This window comes from Roseovarius sp. M141, assembly GCF_024355225.1.
GTDB lineage: Bacteria > Pseudomonadota > Alphaproteobacteria > Rhodobacterales > Rhodobacteraceae > Roseovarius.
Window position 1 is genome coordinate 1981133 of record NZ_VCNH01000008.1, and the last position, 15708, is coordinate 1996840.

The 15708-nt window shown below is 63.1% G+C and carries 13 protein-coding genes; 8 read left to right on the forward strand and 5 right to left on the reverse strand.

Annotated features, from left to right (window positions below; translation table 11 throughout):
- Positions 1-4 precede the first annotated feature (4 nt).
- From FGD77_RS13705 to FGD77_RS13720, 4 genes are read left to right on the forward strand one after another with little or no spacing between them, the layout of a single operon-like run.
- Positions 5-289 carry a sarcosine oxidase subunit delta gene (locus FGD77_RS13705; protein WP_255010594.1) on the forward strand — a complete coding sequence of 95 codons (285 nt, stop codon included), beginning with the start codon at positions 5-7 and terminating at the stop codon, positions 287-289.
- The gene (locus tag FGD77_RS13710; RefSeq protein WP_255010596.1) at positions 286-3243 is read left to right on the forward strand and encodes a sarcosine oxidase subunit alpha family protein; all 2958 of its coding nucleotides are present in this window, start codon (positions 286-288) and stop codon (positions 3241-3243) included. The genes FGD77_RS13705 and FGD77_RS13710 overlap by 4 nt, the downstream gene beginning before the upstream one ends.
- A complete protein-coding gene (locus FGD77_RS13715; RefSeq protein ID WP_255010598.1) occupies positions 3236-3805 on the forward strand; it encodes a sarcosine oxidase subunit gamma in 570 nt (189 codons plus the stop codon). The genes FGD77_RS13710 and FGD77_RS13715 overlap by 8 nt, the downstream gene beginning before the upstream one ends.
- A 22-nt stretch (positions 3806-3827) precedes the next feature.
- Positions 3828-4982 (forward strand): aromatic ring-hydroxylating dioxygenase subunit alpha, encoded by a 1155-nt coding sequence (locus FGD77_RS13720; RefSeq protein WP_255010600.1) that lies wholly within the window; start codon positions 3828-3830, stop codon positions 4980-4982.
- Positions 4983-5028: 46 nt separating this feature from the next.
- On the opposite strand, the gene FGD77_RS13725 is transcribed toward FGD77_RS13720, so the two are convergent.
- The 4 genes from FGD77_RS13725 to FGD77_RS13740 form a co-directional block, all read right to left on the reverse strand.
- Positions 5029-6198, reverse strand: a complete 1170-nt coding sequence (locus tag FGD77_RS13725) for a Xaa-Pro peptidase family protein (RefSeq protein ID WP_255010605.1) — start codon at positions 6196-6198, stop codon at positions 5029-5031.
- Positions 6188-7381: a diaminopropionate ammonia-lyase gene (locus FGD77_RS13730; protein ID WP_255010607.1), complete on the reverse strand. Its 1194-nt coding sequence runs from the start codon at positions 7379-7381 to the stop codon at positions 6188-6190. The genes FGD77_RS13725 and FGD77_RS13730 overlap by 11 nt, the downstream gene beginning before the upstream one ends.
- Positions 7378-8529, reverse strand: a complete 1152-nt coding sequence (locus tag FGD77_RS13735) for an amidohydrolase (RefSeq protein ID WP_255010608.1) — start codon at positions 8527-8529, stop codon at positions 7378-7380. Before FGD77_RS13735 ends, FGD77_RS13730 begins: the two co-directional genes overlap by 4 nt.
- Before the next feature lie 156 nt (positions 8530-8685).
- Positions 8686-9444, reverse strand: a complete 759-nt coding sequence (locus tag FGD77_RS13740) for a GntR family transcriptional regulator (RefSeq protein WP_255010610.1) — start codon at positions 9442-9444, stop codon at positions 8686-8688.
- A 100-nt stretch (positions 9445-9544) separates the two neighbouring features.
- Between FGD77_RS13740 and FGD77_RS13745 the strand changes: the two genes are divergently transcribed.
- Together FGD77_RS13745 and FGD77_RS13750 are read left to right on the forward strand one after the other, a co-directional pair.
- The gene (locus FGD77_RS13745; protein ID WP_255010611.1) at positions 9545-10327 is read left to right on the forward strand and encodes an Asp/Glu racemase; all 783 of its coding nucleotides are present in this window, start codon (positions 9545-9547) and stop codon (positions 10325-10327) included.
- A gap of 27 nt (positions 10328-10354) precedes the next feature.
- Positions 10355-12805, forward strand: a complete 2451-nt coding sequence (locus tag FGD77_RS13750) for an FAD-dependent oxidoreductase (RefSeq protein WP_255010613.1) — start codon at positions 10355-10357, stop codon at positions 12803-12805.
- Positions 12806-13094: 289 nt separating this feature from the next.
- On the opposite strand, the gene FGD77_RS13755 is transcribed toward FGD77_RS13750, so the two are convergent.
- On the reverse strand, positions 13095-13787 hold the full coding sequence (locus FGD77_RS13755) for a metal-dependent hydrolase (RefSeq protein WP_255010614.1): 693 nt from the start codon (positions 13785-13787) through the stop codon (positions 13095-13097).
- A gap of 137 nt (positions 13788-13924) precedes the next feature.
- On the opposite strand from FGD77_RS13755, the gene gatC reads away from it, so the two are divergent.
- Complete coding sequence (gene gatC, locus FGD77_RS13760; protein ID WP_255010616.1) at positions 13925-14212, forward strand: Asp-tRNA(Asn)/Glu-tRNA(Gln) amidotransferase subunit GatC; 288 nt, start codon at positions 13925-13927, stop codon at positions 14210-14212.
- Positions 14212-15699, forward strand: a complete 1488-nt coding sequence (gene gatA / locus FGD77_RS13765) for an Asp-tRNA(Asn)/Glu-tRNA(Gln) amidotransferase subunit GatA (RefSeq protein ID WP_255010617.1) — start codon at positions 14212-14214, stop codon at positions 15697-15699. The genes gatC and gatA overlap by 1 nt, the downstream gene beginning before the upstream one ends.
- The last annotated feature ends 9 nt before the right edge of the window (positions 15700-15708 follow it).

A 15708-nucleotide genomic window follows, 5' to 3' on the forward strand; every position in this document is an offset into this window, starting at 1 on the left:
AGACATGATCAGAATACACTGTCCTTTCTGCGGCCCGCGCGACCATAGCGAATTCAGCTATGGCGGCGATGGATCGATCACCTATCCGGCGCTGGATGCACCTATGGAGGACTGGCACGATGCTGTTTTTCTGCGCGAAAACATCTGCGGTGTGCAGACCGAAACCTGGCAGCACACCCAAGGCTGCCGCATGTGGCTGTCGATTGATCGTGACACCATGACACACGAGATTCACAAGGTGCGCCCGTGCCACCCCGGCGTCAAGACATTGCTGAGGACAGAACAATGAGCGCCCGCCGTCTGGAATCCGGGGGACGGATAGATCGCAGCCGTCCGGTGAACTTCACTTGGGAGGGCAGGCCGCTACAAGGCTATGCCGGGGACACGCTGGCCTCGGCGTTGATGGCCAACGATCAAAAGATACTGGGACGCAGTTTCAAATACCACCGCCCGCGCGGCATCATGTCGGCGGGGGTCGAGGAATCCGGCGCCATTCTCAGCGTTGGCGCCGGTCCCCGGATCGAGCCGAACGTCAAGGCCACGCTGCAAGAGTTGCACGGCGGGATCATCGCGCAGGGGCAGAACGCCTGGCCGTCCGTGCGGCGCGATGTCGGCGCGGTCTCCGGCCTCTTCTCGCGGTTCTTTTCCGCTGGTTTCTACTACAAGACATTCATGGGCCTGCCACCTTTCGAGACGGGGCGCGGCACCGGAATATGGATGCAGTACGAAAAGCTGATCCGCAAGGCCGCCGGAATGGGCCGTGCCTCTCGCGAGGCTGATCCCGACCCTTACGACCATGCACATGGTTTCTGTGATGTGCTGGTCGTCGGTTCGGGGCCTGCCGGACTGAGCGCCGCATTGGAACTGGCGCAAAAGGGGCGCGATGTGCTGCTGGTCGAGCAGGATTTCGAGTTGGGCGGCGATTTTCTGAATCAGCGCGATCCGGCGGCGCAGGCGCAACGGGATGCGCAGATTGCCGCGTTGATCGACGCGGGCGCGCGGATCATGACCCGCACAACGGCCTTTGGCCTTTATGACAACGGCGTCGCCGGCCTGATCGAACGGGTGACGGACCACCTTGCCGATCCGGACCCCAGCTTGCCCCGGCAACGGTTCTGGACAGTGCGCGCGGCGCAGACCGTGCTGGCAAGCGGGGCGATGGAACGGCTTGTGGCCTTCGGTAACAACGACCTGCCCGGCGTGATGAGCGCCGCATCCGCGCGCAGCTATCTGAACCGATTTGGGGTATTGCCCGGCCAGAGGATCGTGGTCGCGACCAACAACGACAGTGCCTATGACGTCGCCGCAGACCTCGCGGCAGCGGGGGCCAACGTCGTGCTGGCTGACGCGCGCAGCGCGGCCCCGCAATCGGCGCCTTCGGGGGTCGATCTGCGGCTTGGGCTGGCGCCACTTGCCGCGCGCGGACGGCGCGCTGTCGAGGGGGTGGCCCTTGCGCGTCGCGTTGATGGTGTGTGGGTCGATGCCGGGGTGGAGGTGTGCGATCTGCTGCTGGTCTCGGGCGGCTGGTCGCCGATGATCAACCTTGCCTCGCATCTGGGCGCGCGGCCTGTCTGGGACGCGGGGCTTGCCTGTTTCCTGCCCGGCGAGACGCGCGGCGATATCTTCATGGCTGGATCGGCGGCAGGTGTCTGGACCTTGCCCGAATGCGAGGCCTCGGGCATCGCCGCCGCGCGCCGCGCCATGGGAGAGGTCGCGACGCCGCCCGCGCCGGGTGGCTGGCAGACCCCGATCGAGCCGCTCTACGAGGTTCGCATTCCCGGCCAAAAGGCCAAGGCTTTTGTCGATCCGCAGCATGACGTCACCGGCGATGACGTCCGGCTGGCCCATCAGGAAGGGTTCGTTTCGGTCGAGCATCTCAAGCGCTACACGACCCTGGGCATGGCGACCGATCAGGGCAAGATGGGCAACATCGTCGGTCTGGCGCTGATGGCCGACGCGTTGGGCCGCGACATCCCCGAAGTCGGCACAACGCGTTTCCGCCCGCCTTATACGCCGGTTTCTATCGGCGCGCTTGCCGGGCGGCATACGGGGCCGCATTTCAAGCCGCTGCGCCGCACGCCGCTGCATGACTGGAACTTGCGGCAGGGCGCCGAAATGATCGACGCCGGTCTTTGGCATCGTCCATGGTATTTCGCCCAAGCAGGCGAGGGCCTGAACGAGGCCTATATCCGCGAGGCGACCGCCGTGCGCGCCAGCGTCGGCATCTGCGACGTCAGCTCGCTGGGCAAGATCGCCATACAGGGGCCGGATGCGGCCGAACTCCTGAACCGGATCTACACCAATCCCTTCGCGAAACTGCCGGTTGGCAAGGCGCGCTATGGGATCATGCTGCGCGACGACGGCATCGTCATGGATGACGGCACCACATGGCGGTTGGGCGAAACCGACTATCTGATGACCACCACCACCACCAACGCTGCCCGCGTAATGGTCTGGCTGGAAGAGCTGCTGCAAACGCGCTGGCAGGATCTGCGTGTGCATGTGACGTCCGTGTCCGATCAATGGGCCGGGGTCTCGGTCGCAGGTCCGCAGGCGCGTGATGTGATCGCGGTCTGCCTGGAAGAAAAGGACGCCATTTCCAACGACAACCTGCCGTTTCTGGCCGTGCGCCCGCTGCGCCTGAAAGGCGGGATTGATGCCCTGATCGCGCGGATCAGCTTTTCAGGGGAACTAGCCTATGAGGTCTATGTGCCCGCAGGCCATGGCGAGGCGATGATGGATCTTCTCTGGCAGGCGGCGGAGCCGCGCGCAGGGGTGCTTTACGGGCTGGAGGCGCTTGGCACGCTGCGCATCGAGAAGGGCCACGTGACCGGCGCCGAACTGGATGGCCGCGTGACAATTGACGATGCTGGTCTGGGCAAGATGGCGTCGCCGAACAAGCCGTTCATCGGCAGTGCGCTGCGCCAGCGACCGGATCTGACCCGCGCCGATCGGCCCCAACTGGTCGGTATCTTTCCGAAGGATCGCGGCGAGACGTTCAACGGCGGCGCGCTGCTATGCGCGCCCGGCGAAGACACGGGGTTTGGCGAAGGCTGGATCACGGCTGTCACCCAGTCACCCGCGCTGGGGCATTGGATCGGGCTTGGCTATATCGCAGGCGGGGCGGTGGCGTGGGAGGGCAAGACCGTAACTGCCACTGACCCGGTGCGCCGCGATACCGTCGAGGTCGAGATCGTATCGCCACATATGTTTGACCCCGAAGGAGGACGGATGCATGGCTGAACCGGTTTCTGCACTGCGCGAAACGCTAAGCCCGGGCACGTACGGGCAGGGGGCGGCGGGCGTCTCGATGCGGGAAATCCCGCGATTTTCATTGATCCAGATCGCTGCCTGGCCGGGCACGCTGGAAACAGTGGGCCGGACGGTTGCACAGCATTTGCAGGCTGCTGGGGCTCCGGCGCCGGGGCGCAGCACTTTGGCCGGCTCGACCCTGATGATGCGGATCGAGCCGCTGAAATACTGGCTTCTGTCGCAAGGCGCGGCGCCGGACCTGCCGCATATCGACGCGGATCAGGGCGCCGTTCTGGACCTGTCACATGCACGATGCTGGTTGCGGTTGGGCGGCCCAAAGGCCGAAACCCTGCTGAACCACTATCTGCCGCTCGACCTGAGGGATGCCGCCTTTGCCGAGGCCGTGGTTGCCGCCAGTGCCATGCACCATGTCAGCGTCACGCTGTGGCGCAGCGGCGCGGATTTCAACCTGCTGCTGCCGCGCAGCTTTGCCGCCACGCTGGGCGAACTGCTGTCCGAGAGCGCGCAGCAATACGGGTTGAGCGTCGATTGAAGTTTGAAGGATAATGCCGGAGATGACACCCAACATGCCTCTGGACGATCTGCTGGCTGCGATTGCCCGCAATGCCGCCCTGCCGGACGAACTGGCCGAGGCGACGCCGCCGCAGGTCTATACCTCGCCCGAGTTTTATGAACTTGAGCTTGATAATATCTTCAACCACGAATGGTTTTGTGTCGGGCGGGAGGATGAGTTTGCCAACCCCGGCGACTACCGAACGACGACCATAGGCCGTGATCCAGTGATCGTCCTGCGCGGCAGGGACGGGCAACTGCGCGCGATGTCCAATATCTGCCGTCACCGCATGACAACGCTGCTGACCGGATCAGGCAACCTGAAGGGGCGGATTACGTGCCCTTACCACGCCTGGACGTATAATCTTGACGGGCAGCTGATCGGCGCGGCGCATATGCGTGACAACTTCGACAAGAAGGACGTCTGCCTGCCGCAGTTTCAGGTCGAGATATGGGAGGGCTGGGTCTATGTGTCGCTTGATCCCGAGGCGCCGCCGCTCGCTCCGCGGCTGAAAACGCTGAGCGAGCGCTATGCAAATTACCGTATGAAGGAATTTGTCACGTTATTCCGGGCCGAGGAAATCTGGGACACCAACTGGAAAATTCTGGTTCAAAATTTCATGGAGGGCTATCACCTGTTCGTGGCCCACGCCAAGACGATCGAACCGGCGATGCCCACCAGACTGGCCAATGCCATGCACGGAGGAGAGGCGTACAGCCTGTATGAACAGGGGCGTATTGCGGGACAGAATTACGAGCGTAAATCGAACATGGCACTCGTCAACGATGGACTCACCGAAGAGGAAAAGAACACGGCGGTGCTGTTTTCCGTGTTCCCCTGTCATGTCCTTTCGGTCACGGCCGAGCGGACGTTCTGGCTGTCGCTGCAACCCTATGGAACCGACAAGGTCAAGGTATTCTGGGGGGCTGATGTTTTCCCCGGCTCCGTGCCCGAAGACCCAGAGGCGCGCGCCGCATACGCCGCTGAGTTGAAAGCGGGTTTCGATGTGATCAACGATGAGGACAAGCCGATCATCGGGACGATCGTAAAGAATGCCAAGGCACTGGCGGCAGAGCCCGGACGGCTATCGCCAAAAGAGCGGACGATCTGGTATTTCCAGCAATACCTGGCGCGGCAGGTCGCCAAGGGGCGCTGAGAGTGTTCAGGTCGGGTCGGCCCGTTTTCGGGCCAACCCGGTCCTGTCAGATCACCGGCAGCTCGGGCGCCGCGCGGGTAGACAGCAGAACGCCGCCCTTCGGCCCGACGACGATGTTCTCTTCATGGACCATCATCAGCCCGTCGCCATAGTTCAGGCAAGGCTCCAGCGTCAGCACCATGTTCTCGCTGAGAACGGTGGTATCGCCAAACATATGCGAGGGTTGTTCGGTCAGCTGCATTCCCAGCCCATGACCCATCCGGCCGATATCGCCGCCACTGGTGTCGATCTCGGATATGACCTTGGACATCGCCTGAAACAGATCGCGGCAGGTATTGCCGGGGCGCGCGGCGGCAAGCCCGGCCTCAGTGGCGCGCCACAGCACGTCATAGGCGCGCCGCGCTGCGTCGCTGGCCGTACCGATGGCCCAATTGCGGTCGAAATCGCAGAAATACCCATCCCAAGTGCAGCCGGTGTCGATCATCAGCACGTCACCACGCGTAATCGGGCGGCGGTCCGGCGGCGAGATGCAGTCGGCATAGCCGCCCTGATCGGCCGCGCCGACCACATAGGGAGCGTCGTCCGCGCCCTGCGTCAGCGCCTCGCGGCGAAAGGTGCGGAACACGTCCTCCAGCGGCATGCCTTCGGAAACCAGATCCGGCACCCGGTTGAAGGTGGCGGACCCGATGGCGCAGATATGCGCCAGCTTTTCGATCTCGGCGGGGGATTTGACCATCCGCAGCGACCGGACGAGATCGGTCGCATCCGCGATCTCAAGCCCCGGCAGGGCCGCGATCAGCCGCTCCCAATCGCCCAGCGGCATGCGCAGCGTCGTTTCATGCCCCTTCTGCACCCCGATCCGGGCCTTGCCAGCTGCCAAGGGCGCCAGCAAATCGGTTAAAAGGCTGATCCCGTCATCCTCTGGAATCGGCGCCGCCCAGGTGCGGATATCGTCCAGCCAGGATCGCCGCATGAGCGCGGCGCCGATCTCGGGGATCACCGCGACAGGCTTGCCCGTTGCCGGGACAAAGACGAACCATGGCCGCGTCGGGCTTTGCCAGAACAAGGTGCGGAACCCGGTGAAATAGCGCACTTCGGGTTCTGACATAAGCAACAGACCGGCAAGGCCCTGCTGGGCCATGAGCGTCTGTGCCCGTGCGGTGCGGGCCTCGAATTCGGCGGTCGCAAAACCGCGCTCGGGTGCGTCAGGCAGCATCACGTCCCTCCATGATCGTCTTGAAGATGGCGGGGTCGGTCACGCCTTCGGATCCGATCAACAGCACACGCGATGTACTGTCCAGCCCCAGCTTGGCCGACAGGTCTGCATCCAGGCGTGCCCCGATCAGTGCGGACAGCCCCGCAATAGCGCTTTCGCCGGCCTCGATGGCGGTGTCGGTTCCAACGGGGCGGGCCAGCAGCCGCACGCCCGGTGCCACCAGCGCTTCGGGGATGGTCAGGAAGTCGCTGGTCTCTTCGACCAGAATTTCCCACGCCAGTTCCGACGGCTCGCCACAGGACAGCCCGGCCATCAGCGACTCATGCTCGATGGCAAAGCTGGTGGCGATGCCGGTCTTGCCGCTTTCGAACAGGCAGGCAGCCCATTCAGGTTCGACGATGATAACGCGCGGCGCGGCGTCGCCCCAGTACTGGCGCAGACCCGCGACGACACCGGCAGCCAGACCGCCGACGCCGCCTTGCAAGAAGACGTGGCTGGGTGCCGTGTCCAGCGCTTCGCAGATCTCTTGGGTCATGACGCCATAGCCCGACATCACATCGCGCGGAGGCAGGGAATAGCCCGGCCAGGAGGTGTCGGACACGACGAACCAGCCGTTCGCCTCGGCCTCGGATTTGGCGAGGTCGACGGAATCGTCATAATCACCCTTGATCCGGATCACCTCGGCGCCCAGATCGCGCATCGCTTCGGCGCGCCCTTCACTGACTTCGGCATGGATGTAGATGCGGCAGGGCGCGCCGAAACGCTGGCAGCCCCACGCCAGCGAACGGCCATGATTGCCGTCTGTGGCAGAAACCAGCGTAATCTCTGCGCAGTCCTGCTTGTGCTGGCCATTGCGAATGTCGGCCAGCGGCACGTCGCGGTCCAGCTTGCGCGAAATCTCGCGCTGTAGGACCCGCAGACCGGCATAGGAGCCGCCGAGCGCCTTGAAGCTGCCAAGGCCGAAGCGCGGGCCTTCATCCTTGTAGAGAATATCGCCGACGCCGATCTGCGCAGCCAGCGCCGACAAATGCACCAGCGGGGTAGGGGCGTAGCCCTCCCACTGAGTGATTTCAGCGCGGGCGGTCGCGAACTCCTCGGCAGGCAGAACGCGCAGGGCCGCATCGCCATCGCGGCGTTTGGCGGCAACATGGCCGATGCCAGAGGCGGGAAAGAGATCGATCATTTCGTGTCCTTTCGGGGCGGAAGGCGGTCCCGCACCAGATCGGCCCAGAAATTGGCACCGATTGGCAGGATCGCGTCGTTGAAATCATAATCCGCTGCGTGCAGCGGCTGTCCGTTTGCGCCGGTCTGGCCATTCCCCAGCAGGATAAAGCAGCCGGGAACGGCGGCGCAGAAATGTGCGAAATCCTCGGAGAAGCTCATCGCCGGTCGATCAGGGATCGTGTCCAGACCGGCGGCGCGCGCCACGTTTGCGACCGCCTCCGTCGGGCCGGGGGCATTGATGGTCTCGATGAATTCCGTTCTGAAATTCATCCGGGCGGTCACATTATGGGTCGCCGCAACGCCATCGACGATCTGGCGCATGAATCGCTCCACCGCCTGCCTGTCCTCAGGAATACGCGCGCGCACGTCGCCCTTGAGCGTCGCATGACCCGGCAGGACATTGCGCTGCCCGTCTGTCAGAAACTCGGTGACCGACACGACCGCACCGCTGCCGGGGGCCAGTTTGCGCGATACGATGGTTTGCAAGGCCATGACCATTTCGGCGCCGACGGTGATCGCATCCACGCCGACATGGGGCATCGACGCGTGGCCGCCCTGACCTGAAATCTCGATCTCGAACAGGCTTTCGCTGGTGCAAATCTGCCCTGTGCGGGTCGAAAGCTGCCCGGCCGGCGCGCCCGGCAGGTTGTGGATGGCATAGACCTCTTCGATCGGAAAACGCTCCAGCAAGCCCTCGTCGATCATGGCGAGCGCGCCCAGACCATGTTCTTCGTTGGGTTGGAAAATGAACACCACCGTGCCGTCGAAATCCGGGGATTTCGCCAGTATCTCGGCGGCGCCCAGCAGCATGGTCATATGGCCGTCATGGCCGCAGGCATGCATTTTTCCGGGGTCTTGCGAGACGTAATCGTGCTGGCTGGCTTCGTTGATCGGCAGGGCGTCCATGTCGGCCCGCAGGCCGATGGCCCGGTTGCCGTCGCCGACCTTGAGGATGCCGACCACTCCGGCGCCCTCATGCACCTCGATTCCAAGATCGCGCAGGATCGTCGCCACCTTGGCCTTGGTCGCGACTTCCTCGAAACCAAGTTCCGGGTTGCGGTGGAACTCGTGGCGCAGTTTGGTCAGCTTGTCGTGAAAATCTTTCATAGCGTTTCCCCGGCTATCAAAGGGCACTCTAGTCAACCGGCAGAGCGGGCAGACGTCAAAGAGCGCCCCGGTGGCGATCATTTCCCATCGTGCTTTTTCCGTTCCGGGACTGTTTTCAGAAATGCAGGCTCCTTCAAGGCCCGATCCCGCCCCCGATCATCCCTTCCGCCCGACAACCGCCCGCGCCGAAAATTCTGCCAATTCGCCGCGCCAGATCTGGCGGCCAAAACAAAACGCCGCCCCCGAAGCGTCGCGGATCACCTGCTCCAGCTCGATCCCGGCATGATAGGGCTCAAGCCCCAGCAGATCGGCCTCATCTGGCAGCATGGCGCGCATCCGGATGACGATATCGCCGGTCTGCGCCCCTGTCGCGTAGTGCTGCTCCAGCAGGTGGGTGGTTGATTGGCACAGATCGCGATCCAGCAGGCCGGGGAAATTGCGCGCGACCAGATACTCGGTTTCCAGAAATACCGTATGCCCTCCGATCCGAAAGAGACGGGTATAGCAATGCAGCGGCTCACCCGACGTCACCGAAAGGGCGCGCGCCTGCTGTTCGTTGGCGGGAGCGGTGCATTTCGATACCAGTTCGATCTCCAGTCGCGCGCCGCTGGTCTGCGCATCGGCGGTAAAGCTGATCTTGTTGGTGATGTCATAGGTCAGTCGCTTGGGCGACACAAAACGGCCTTTGCGTCCCGCGCCATAGCACAGCCCTTCGGCGTCCAGCGCCTCGAGCGCCCGGCGTGCGGTCATCCGGCTGACGCCATGTTCCTCTGCGAGGCTGCGTTCGGACGGGAGCGCCTGATGCGTTTCGGTGGCGCCGGTCAGGATCGATTGACGCAAAGCGTCAGCGATCTGGCGAAACCGCGGTGTGTCCGGGGTGGGGCCTGTGACGGATGGGGTGGGGGTCTTTGACATTTGCGGCCTCTCGCAGAATTCCTTTGACGGATGTGTTGTTGGTATATACCAGTGACGCTTATGGTATATACCAACCTTCACCATAGGCCGGATGTGCGCCATGCGCGATAGACAACATATTGAAACTCTGCCGTTCCATACCGATTCAGGCCTTGGCGGCACCGCGCGAATCGGCCTGATCGTCTTGCAGACCGATCAGACCCTCGAGTACGAGACGGGCGCGCTGATGCGGGGTGACGGCACCGCCGTTTATCACGCGCGCATCCCGAACGAGACAGAGGTGACGCCCGAAACCCTGCGCCAGATGGAGCTGGACCTGCCCGCTGCCGCATCGCTGCTGCCCGGTAGTTTTGGCTTTGATGCGATCGGCTATGGCTGCACGTCCGGCGCGACGATGATCGGCGAAGACCGCGTGGCGGCGATCATCCGACAGGTCCACCCCAACGCGAAGGTCAGCAATCCAATCACCGCCTGCAAGGCGGCGCTGACGGCGCTGGGGCTGAAGCGGGTCGCACTGGTGACGCCCTATGCCCCGTCGGTGACGATCGAAATGCAAAAGAACCTGCAAGCGGCGGGGTTTGAGATCAACGCCGTCGCATCGTTCGACCAGAGTGACGATTTCACCGTCGCCCGCATTTCTTCGGACAGTATTCTCGATGCGGTCCGCACAATCGGCGCTCGGGCGGATTGCGACGGGGTTTTCGTGTCCTGCACCAGTCTGAGGGCCTTGCCCATAATCGCGACCGCCGAGGCAGAACTGGGCAAGCCGGTTCTGTCCAGCAATCAGGCGCTGGGCTGGCACCTGATGCGGTTGGCCGGTCTGGACGGCGACCGCGCAAATGCCGGACGTCTTTTCAAGACGCAACTGACACAGAACCGCTGACACAACTTTTACAAAGGTTTGATATTCATGGCAAAACAGCTTCCTTCCCACGCGCAGGTCGTGATCATCGGCGGCGGTATTCACGGCTGTTCGGTCGCCTATCATCTGGCCAAGGAAGGCTGGAATGACGTTGTTCTGCTGGAGCGCAAACAACTGACCAGCGGCACCACCTGGCACGCCGCCGGTCTGGTCGGGCAATTGCAGGGCAGTCACAGCACAACCGCCTTTGCCAAATACGGTATCGAACTTCTGGAGGAAATCGAGGCCGAGACCGGCCAGAATCCGGGCTATCGCCGCAGCGGCTCGATCTCGATTGCGGTCAATGACGAGCGCTACGCAGAACTGAAGCGCAAGGCGGATTTCGCCCGCCTGTTCGGCATCGAGGCGCATGCGATGTCCACAGCAGAGATCAGCGAACGCTGGCCCCTGATGAACCCCGAAGGCGTGCTGGGCGGGATCTACATGCCCAGCGACGGATCGGCCAACCCCATCGACCTGACCACGGCGCTGGCCAAGGGCGCGCGCAAATACGGCGCCTCGATCTTTGAGCATGTCAAGGTCGATGAGGTGCTGGTCGAGGGCGGCAAGGTGCGCGGCGTACGCACCGATCAGGGGACGATCACCGCCGATTTTGTCGTCAACTGCGGCGGCATGTGGGCACGCGATCTGGGCCGTCAGAACGATGTCGGTGTGCCGATTCACGCGTGCGAACATTACTATCTGGTGACTGAATCCATCCCCGACCTGCCCAGCGACCTGCCGGTCCTGCGGTCATATTGCGATGGCACCTATTGGAAGGAAGACGCGGGCAAGCTGCTGTTCGGCTTTGCGCATTTTCAGGCCAAGCCTTGGGCGACCAAGGGCATATCCGAGGATTTCTGCTTCGACAGTCTGCCGTTCGTCGAGGATGACGTGATGGAAGTGCTGGAACTGGCGATGAACCGCGTGCCGCTATTGCAGGAAACGGGGATCCGGACGTTCTTTAACGGGCCGGAAAGCTATTCCTACGATGGGCGCTTCACGCTTGGCCCGGCGCCGGATATCGATGGGTATTTCGTGCTGGCAGGGGTGAACTCTACCGGCATTCAATCCGGTCCCGGCGCAGGCAAGGCGCTGGCGGACTGGATCATGAAAGGCCATGCGCCAATGGACCTGTCCGAAATGGACCCGGCGCGCTGCGAGGAATTCCAGGCCCGCGATCCCTATTTGCAGGAACGTTGCCCCGAAACGCTGGTGCTGACCTATGCCATGCATTGGCCGAACCGGCAGCGCGAAACCCTGCGCAATCTGCGCCGCACGCCCTTCCATCACGCGCTGAAAGCGCGCGGCGCCTGCTTTGCCGAATTGCAGGGCTGGGAGCGGCCGGGCTGGTTCGCGACCGAAGGCATGACACCGGAATACGAATACAGCTTCGGGCGGCAGAACTGGTTCGACTGCGCCATGGCCGAACAGAAGGCGGCCCGCGAGGCGGTCGCGATGATCGACTATTCGATGCTGGGCAAGCTGATGGTCGAAGGCGCGGATGCCGAGGCGTTTCTGCAACGGGTTTGCACCAACGACATGGCGATGCCAGTGGGCCGCGTTGCCTACACCCTGATGCTGAACGAGCGCGGCGGAATCGAAAGCGACGTGACCGTCGCCCGCCACGGTGATAATTCCTACATGGTCATGAGTTCGATCTCGCACACCCGGCGCGACTACCTGCACCTGCGCCGCAATATCGCCGCGGGCGAAGATGTGCGGCTGCGTGACACCACGTCCGCCTTCGGTGTGCTGGGCCTGATGGGACCAAAGAGCCGCGACGTGCTGGCCGAAGTCTCCGGTATCGACCTGTCGAACGCTGCGTTCCCGTTCAACAGCTTGCAGAGTTTCCACATCGGCCACGCAAAAGTGACCGCGCAGCGCCTGTCCTATTCGGGCGAGTTGGGCTGGGAAATCTTCGTGACCCCGGATTTTGCCGAACACGTATTCGAGGTGCTCGAGGCGGCGGGTCAAAAACATGGTCTGCGGCTGATCGGCGGCGAGGCGCTGAATGCGCTGCGCCTCGAAAAGGGCTTCCTGCATTGGGGTCATGATATGGCCTATACCGAAGCGCCGCACCAGATCGGCCTGGGGTTCGTCTGCAAGCCAAACAAGGCAATCCCCTTCATCGGGCGCGACGCGTACCTGGCCCGGAAGGCGGAAAACAAGGGGCCATTCCTGTGCTTCGTCAAGCTCGATGACCCTGCGCCGCTTCTGCATCACAACGAACCGCTGCTGCGGGATGGCAACGTGGCGGGCTATGTGACGGCCGGGGCCTATGGCAACACCGTCGGCTCTGCGGTCGGCCTGTGCTTTCTGTCTTTGCCGGACGGCGCAACATCCAAACAGGATCTGGCGAATGGAACCTACACGGTCCTTGTCGAGGGGCAAGAGAGTCCCGCGACGGTCAGCCTCGCCCCGTTCTACGATCCCAAGAGCCAGCGCATGCTTGCGTGACAGAGTTTCAGATGTTCACAGCGCGCGGATTATGCGTGCGCTGTGAACATGAAGGCCCACGTTCAATCCCCAGCACGCCTGAAATGCATGTCTTTGCGCAAACCGCCGTCAATCGTGTTTGACCCGGGGCCCCAACTCTTACACAGCTTATCGCTACGACCGAGATCACGGTTATAATCGACACGCTCTCCGAACGCCCTTGTGTTGGGGGCGATTGAAGCAAGGGGATGGCTGGGGAGACAAGAGAGCCTCCCCGGCTTTTTCCTGGTTCAAATACCCAATTGCGACGTCAGAGATCAATTGCCTCCAGAACCTGTGGTTCGATCACGTTTACGCCGGGCAGGGCAGCCACCAGCGTATCCGCGGTTTGTTCTAGTACGTCGAAGGTGCGGTAATGGCAGGGAATGACGGTCTTGAAATCAAAGAACGTCTTGGCGGCATAGGCCGCGCGGCGCATGTCCATCGTGAAATGACCGCCTGCGCAGAGGATGCCGACCTCGGGCGCGTGCAGTGCCTGAAAGACACCCATGTCGGCCATGACGTCCGTATCGCCGCTGACATAGATCTTGCGACCGCCGTGCTCGATCATGTAGCCACATTCGCTGCCGACTGCGACGGGGCCATCCTTGCCCGCAACGCTGCTGGAATGGGTGGCGTGGACCATCGTCACGCGCACGCCGCCCAGATCAACGGTGCCGCCCTTGTTGAAGCCAACCGTCTTGATGCCTTCATTCTCAGCCCAATGGTTCATCAGGTCGAACTGGCCGACAACCGGAATTTTCAGCTTGCGCGACAGATCCAGCGTATCGCTGGCATGATCGAAATGTGCGTGGGTCAGCAGGATATGCGTGGCGCCCGTGGTCGCCTCGTCGCGGCGCGCCTCGGGCAGCATCGGGTTGCCGCTCAGCCATGGGTCAATAAGTAGCGTTTGCCCGCCCCATTCGATTCGAAACGAACTGTGTCCAAGCCAGATGATCTTCATGTGTTTTGCCTCCAAGGTGTTCGACCGACGCTATCACAGCGCGCGGCGCGCGCCACCGGTTCCCGCCGCGATACTTGCACCCGAACCGGGGCGGCGCTAAACGCTGACTTGACGCTCACATCCAGAGGACCGCCCCCATGTCCATCGACACAAGCACCGCCGCGCGCGTGGCCAAACTGGCCCGCATCCGCGTCGAAGCTGACGCGCTGCCGGCACTGGCCGCCGAATTCAACACCATTCTCGGCTTTATCGAACAACTGGGCGAGGTGGATGTAGACGGGGTCGCGCCGATGACGTCGGTTACGCCCATGCGCCTGCCGCGCCGCGCCGATGAGGTGACGGATGGCGGCCAGCAGGCCAAGGTATTGTCGAACGCGCCCGACGCGCGCGAGGGGTTTTTTGCCGTGCCGAAGGTGGTGGAATGATGTCCGATCTTAATACGCTTACAATCGCCGAGGCCCGCGATCAGCTGCGGAAGGGCGATATCACCAGCGCCGAGCTGACGGATGCCTGCCTGACAGCCATCAGTGGTGCAGGCGCGCTGAACGCCTTCGTGCACGACACGCCCCAGATGGCGCGCGACATGGCCGCCGCTGCGGATGTTCGACTGCGGGCGGGCGATGCGCCGGGCATGTGCGGTATTCCGCTGGGCATCAAGGATCTGTTCTGCACCAAGGGCGTGCCAAGTCAGGCCGCCAGCGGCATATTGGAAGGCTTTACCCCGGAATACGAATCGACCGTCACGTCCAAGCTGTTCGGTGCGGGCGCCGTCATGCTGGGCAAGCTGAACATGGACGAATTCGCCATGGGTTCCAGCACCGAAACCAGCGTTTACGGCAATGCTGTCAATCCGTGGCGCCGCACCGGTGACGATACCCCGCTGACGCCGGGCGGCTCGTCCGGTGGCTCGGCCGCCGCTGTGGCTGCCGATCTGTGCCTGGGCGCGACGGGGACCGATACGGGCGGGTCGATCCGCCAGCCAGCCGCCTTTAGCGGCATCACCGGGATCAAGCCGACCTATGGACGCTGTTCGCGCTGGGGGGTGGTCGCCTATGCCTCCAGCCTTGATCAGGCGGGACCGATGACCAAGACGGTGCGCGATTCCGCGATCATGCTGGGCGCGATGTGCGGCCATGATCCCAAGGACTCCACCAGCGCCGACATGGCGGTGCCGGATTTCGAGGCGGCGCTGTCCGGTGACATATCCGGCAAGGTCATCGGCATCCCCAAGGAATACCGCATGGACGGGATGAACGCCGAGATCGAAAAGCTCTGGGCAGATGGCACCGCGATGCTGAAGGATGCCGGCGCCGAGGTGCGCGACATTTCCCTGCCGCACACCAAATACGCGCTGCCTGCCTATTACGTGATCGCGCCTGCCGAGGCATCCAGCAACCTCGCGCGCTATGACGGCGTGCGCTATGGCCACCGCGCCACGCTGGCGCCGGGCGACGGCATCACCGAGATGTACGAGAAGACCCGCGCCGAGGGGTTCGGCCCCGAGGTGCAGCGCCGCGTCATGGTGGGCACTTATGTGCTGTCCGCAGGCTTCTACGACGCCTATTACAACCGCGCGCGCAAGGTGCGCACGCTGATCAAGCGCGATTTTGAACAGGTGTTCGAGGATGGCGTCGACGCCATCCTGGCGCCCGCCACCCCCAGCGCCGCCTTCGGTCTGGGCGAAATGGCCAGCACTGATCCGGTGCAGATGTATCTGAACGATGTGTTTACCGTGACGGTCAATCTGGCCGGCCTTCCGGGCATCACGGTGCCTGCCGGGCAGGACGCGCAGGGGCTGCCCTTGGGGCTGCAACTGATCGGACGGCCATGGGAAGAGGGCGATCTGCTGAATTGCGCCTACGCGCTGGAGCGGTCCGCCGGATTTGTAGCCAAGCCTGACAAATGGTGGTAATGCGCAGAA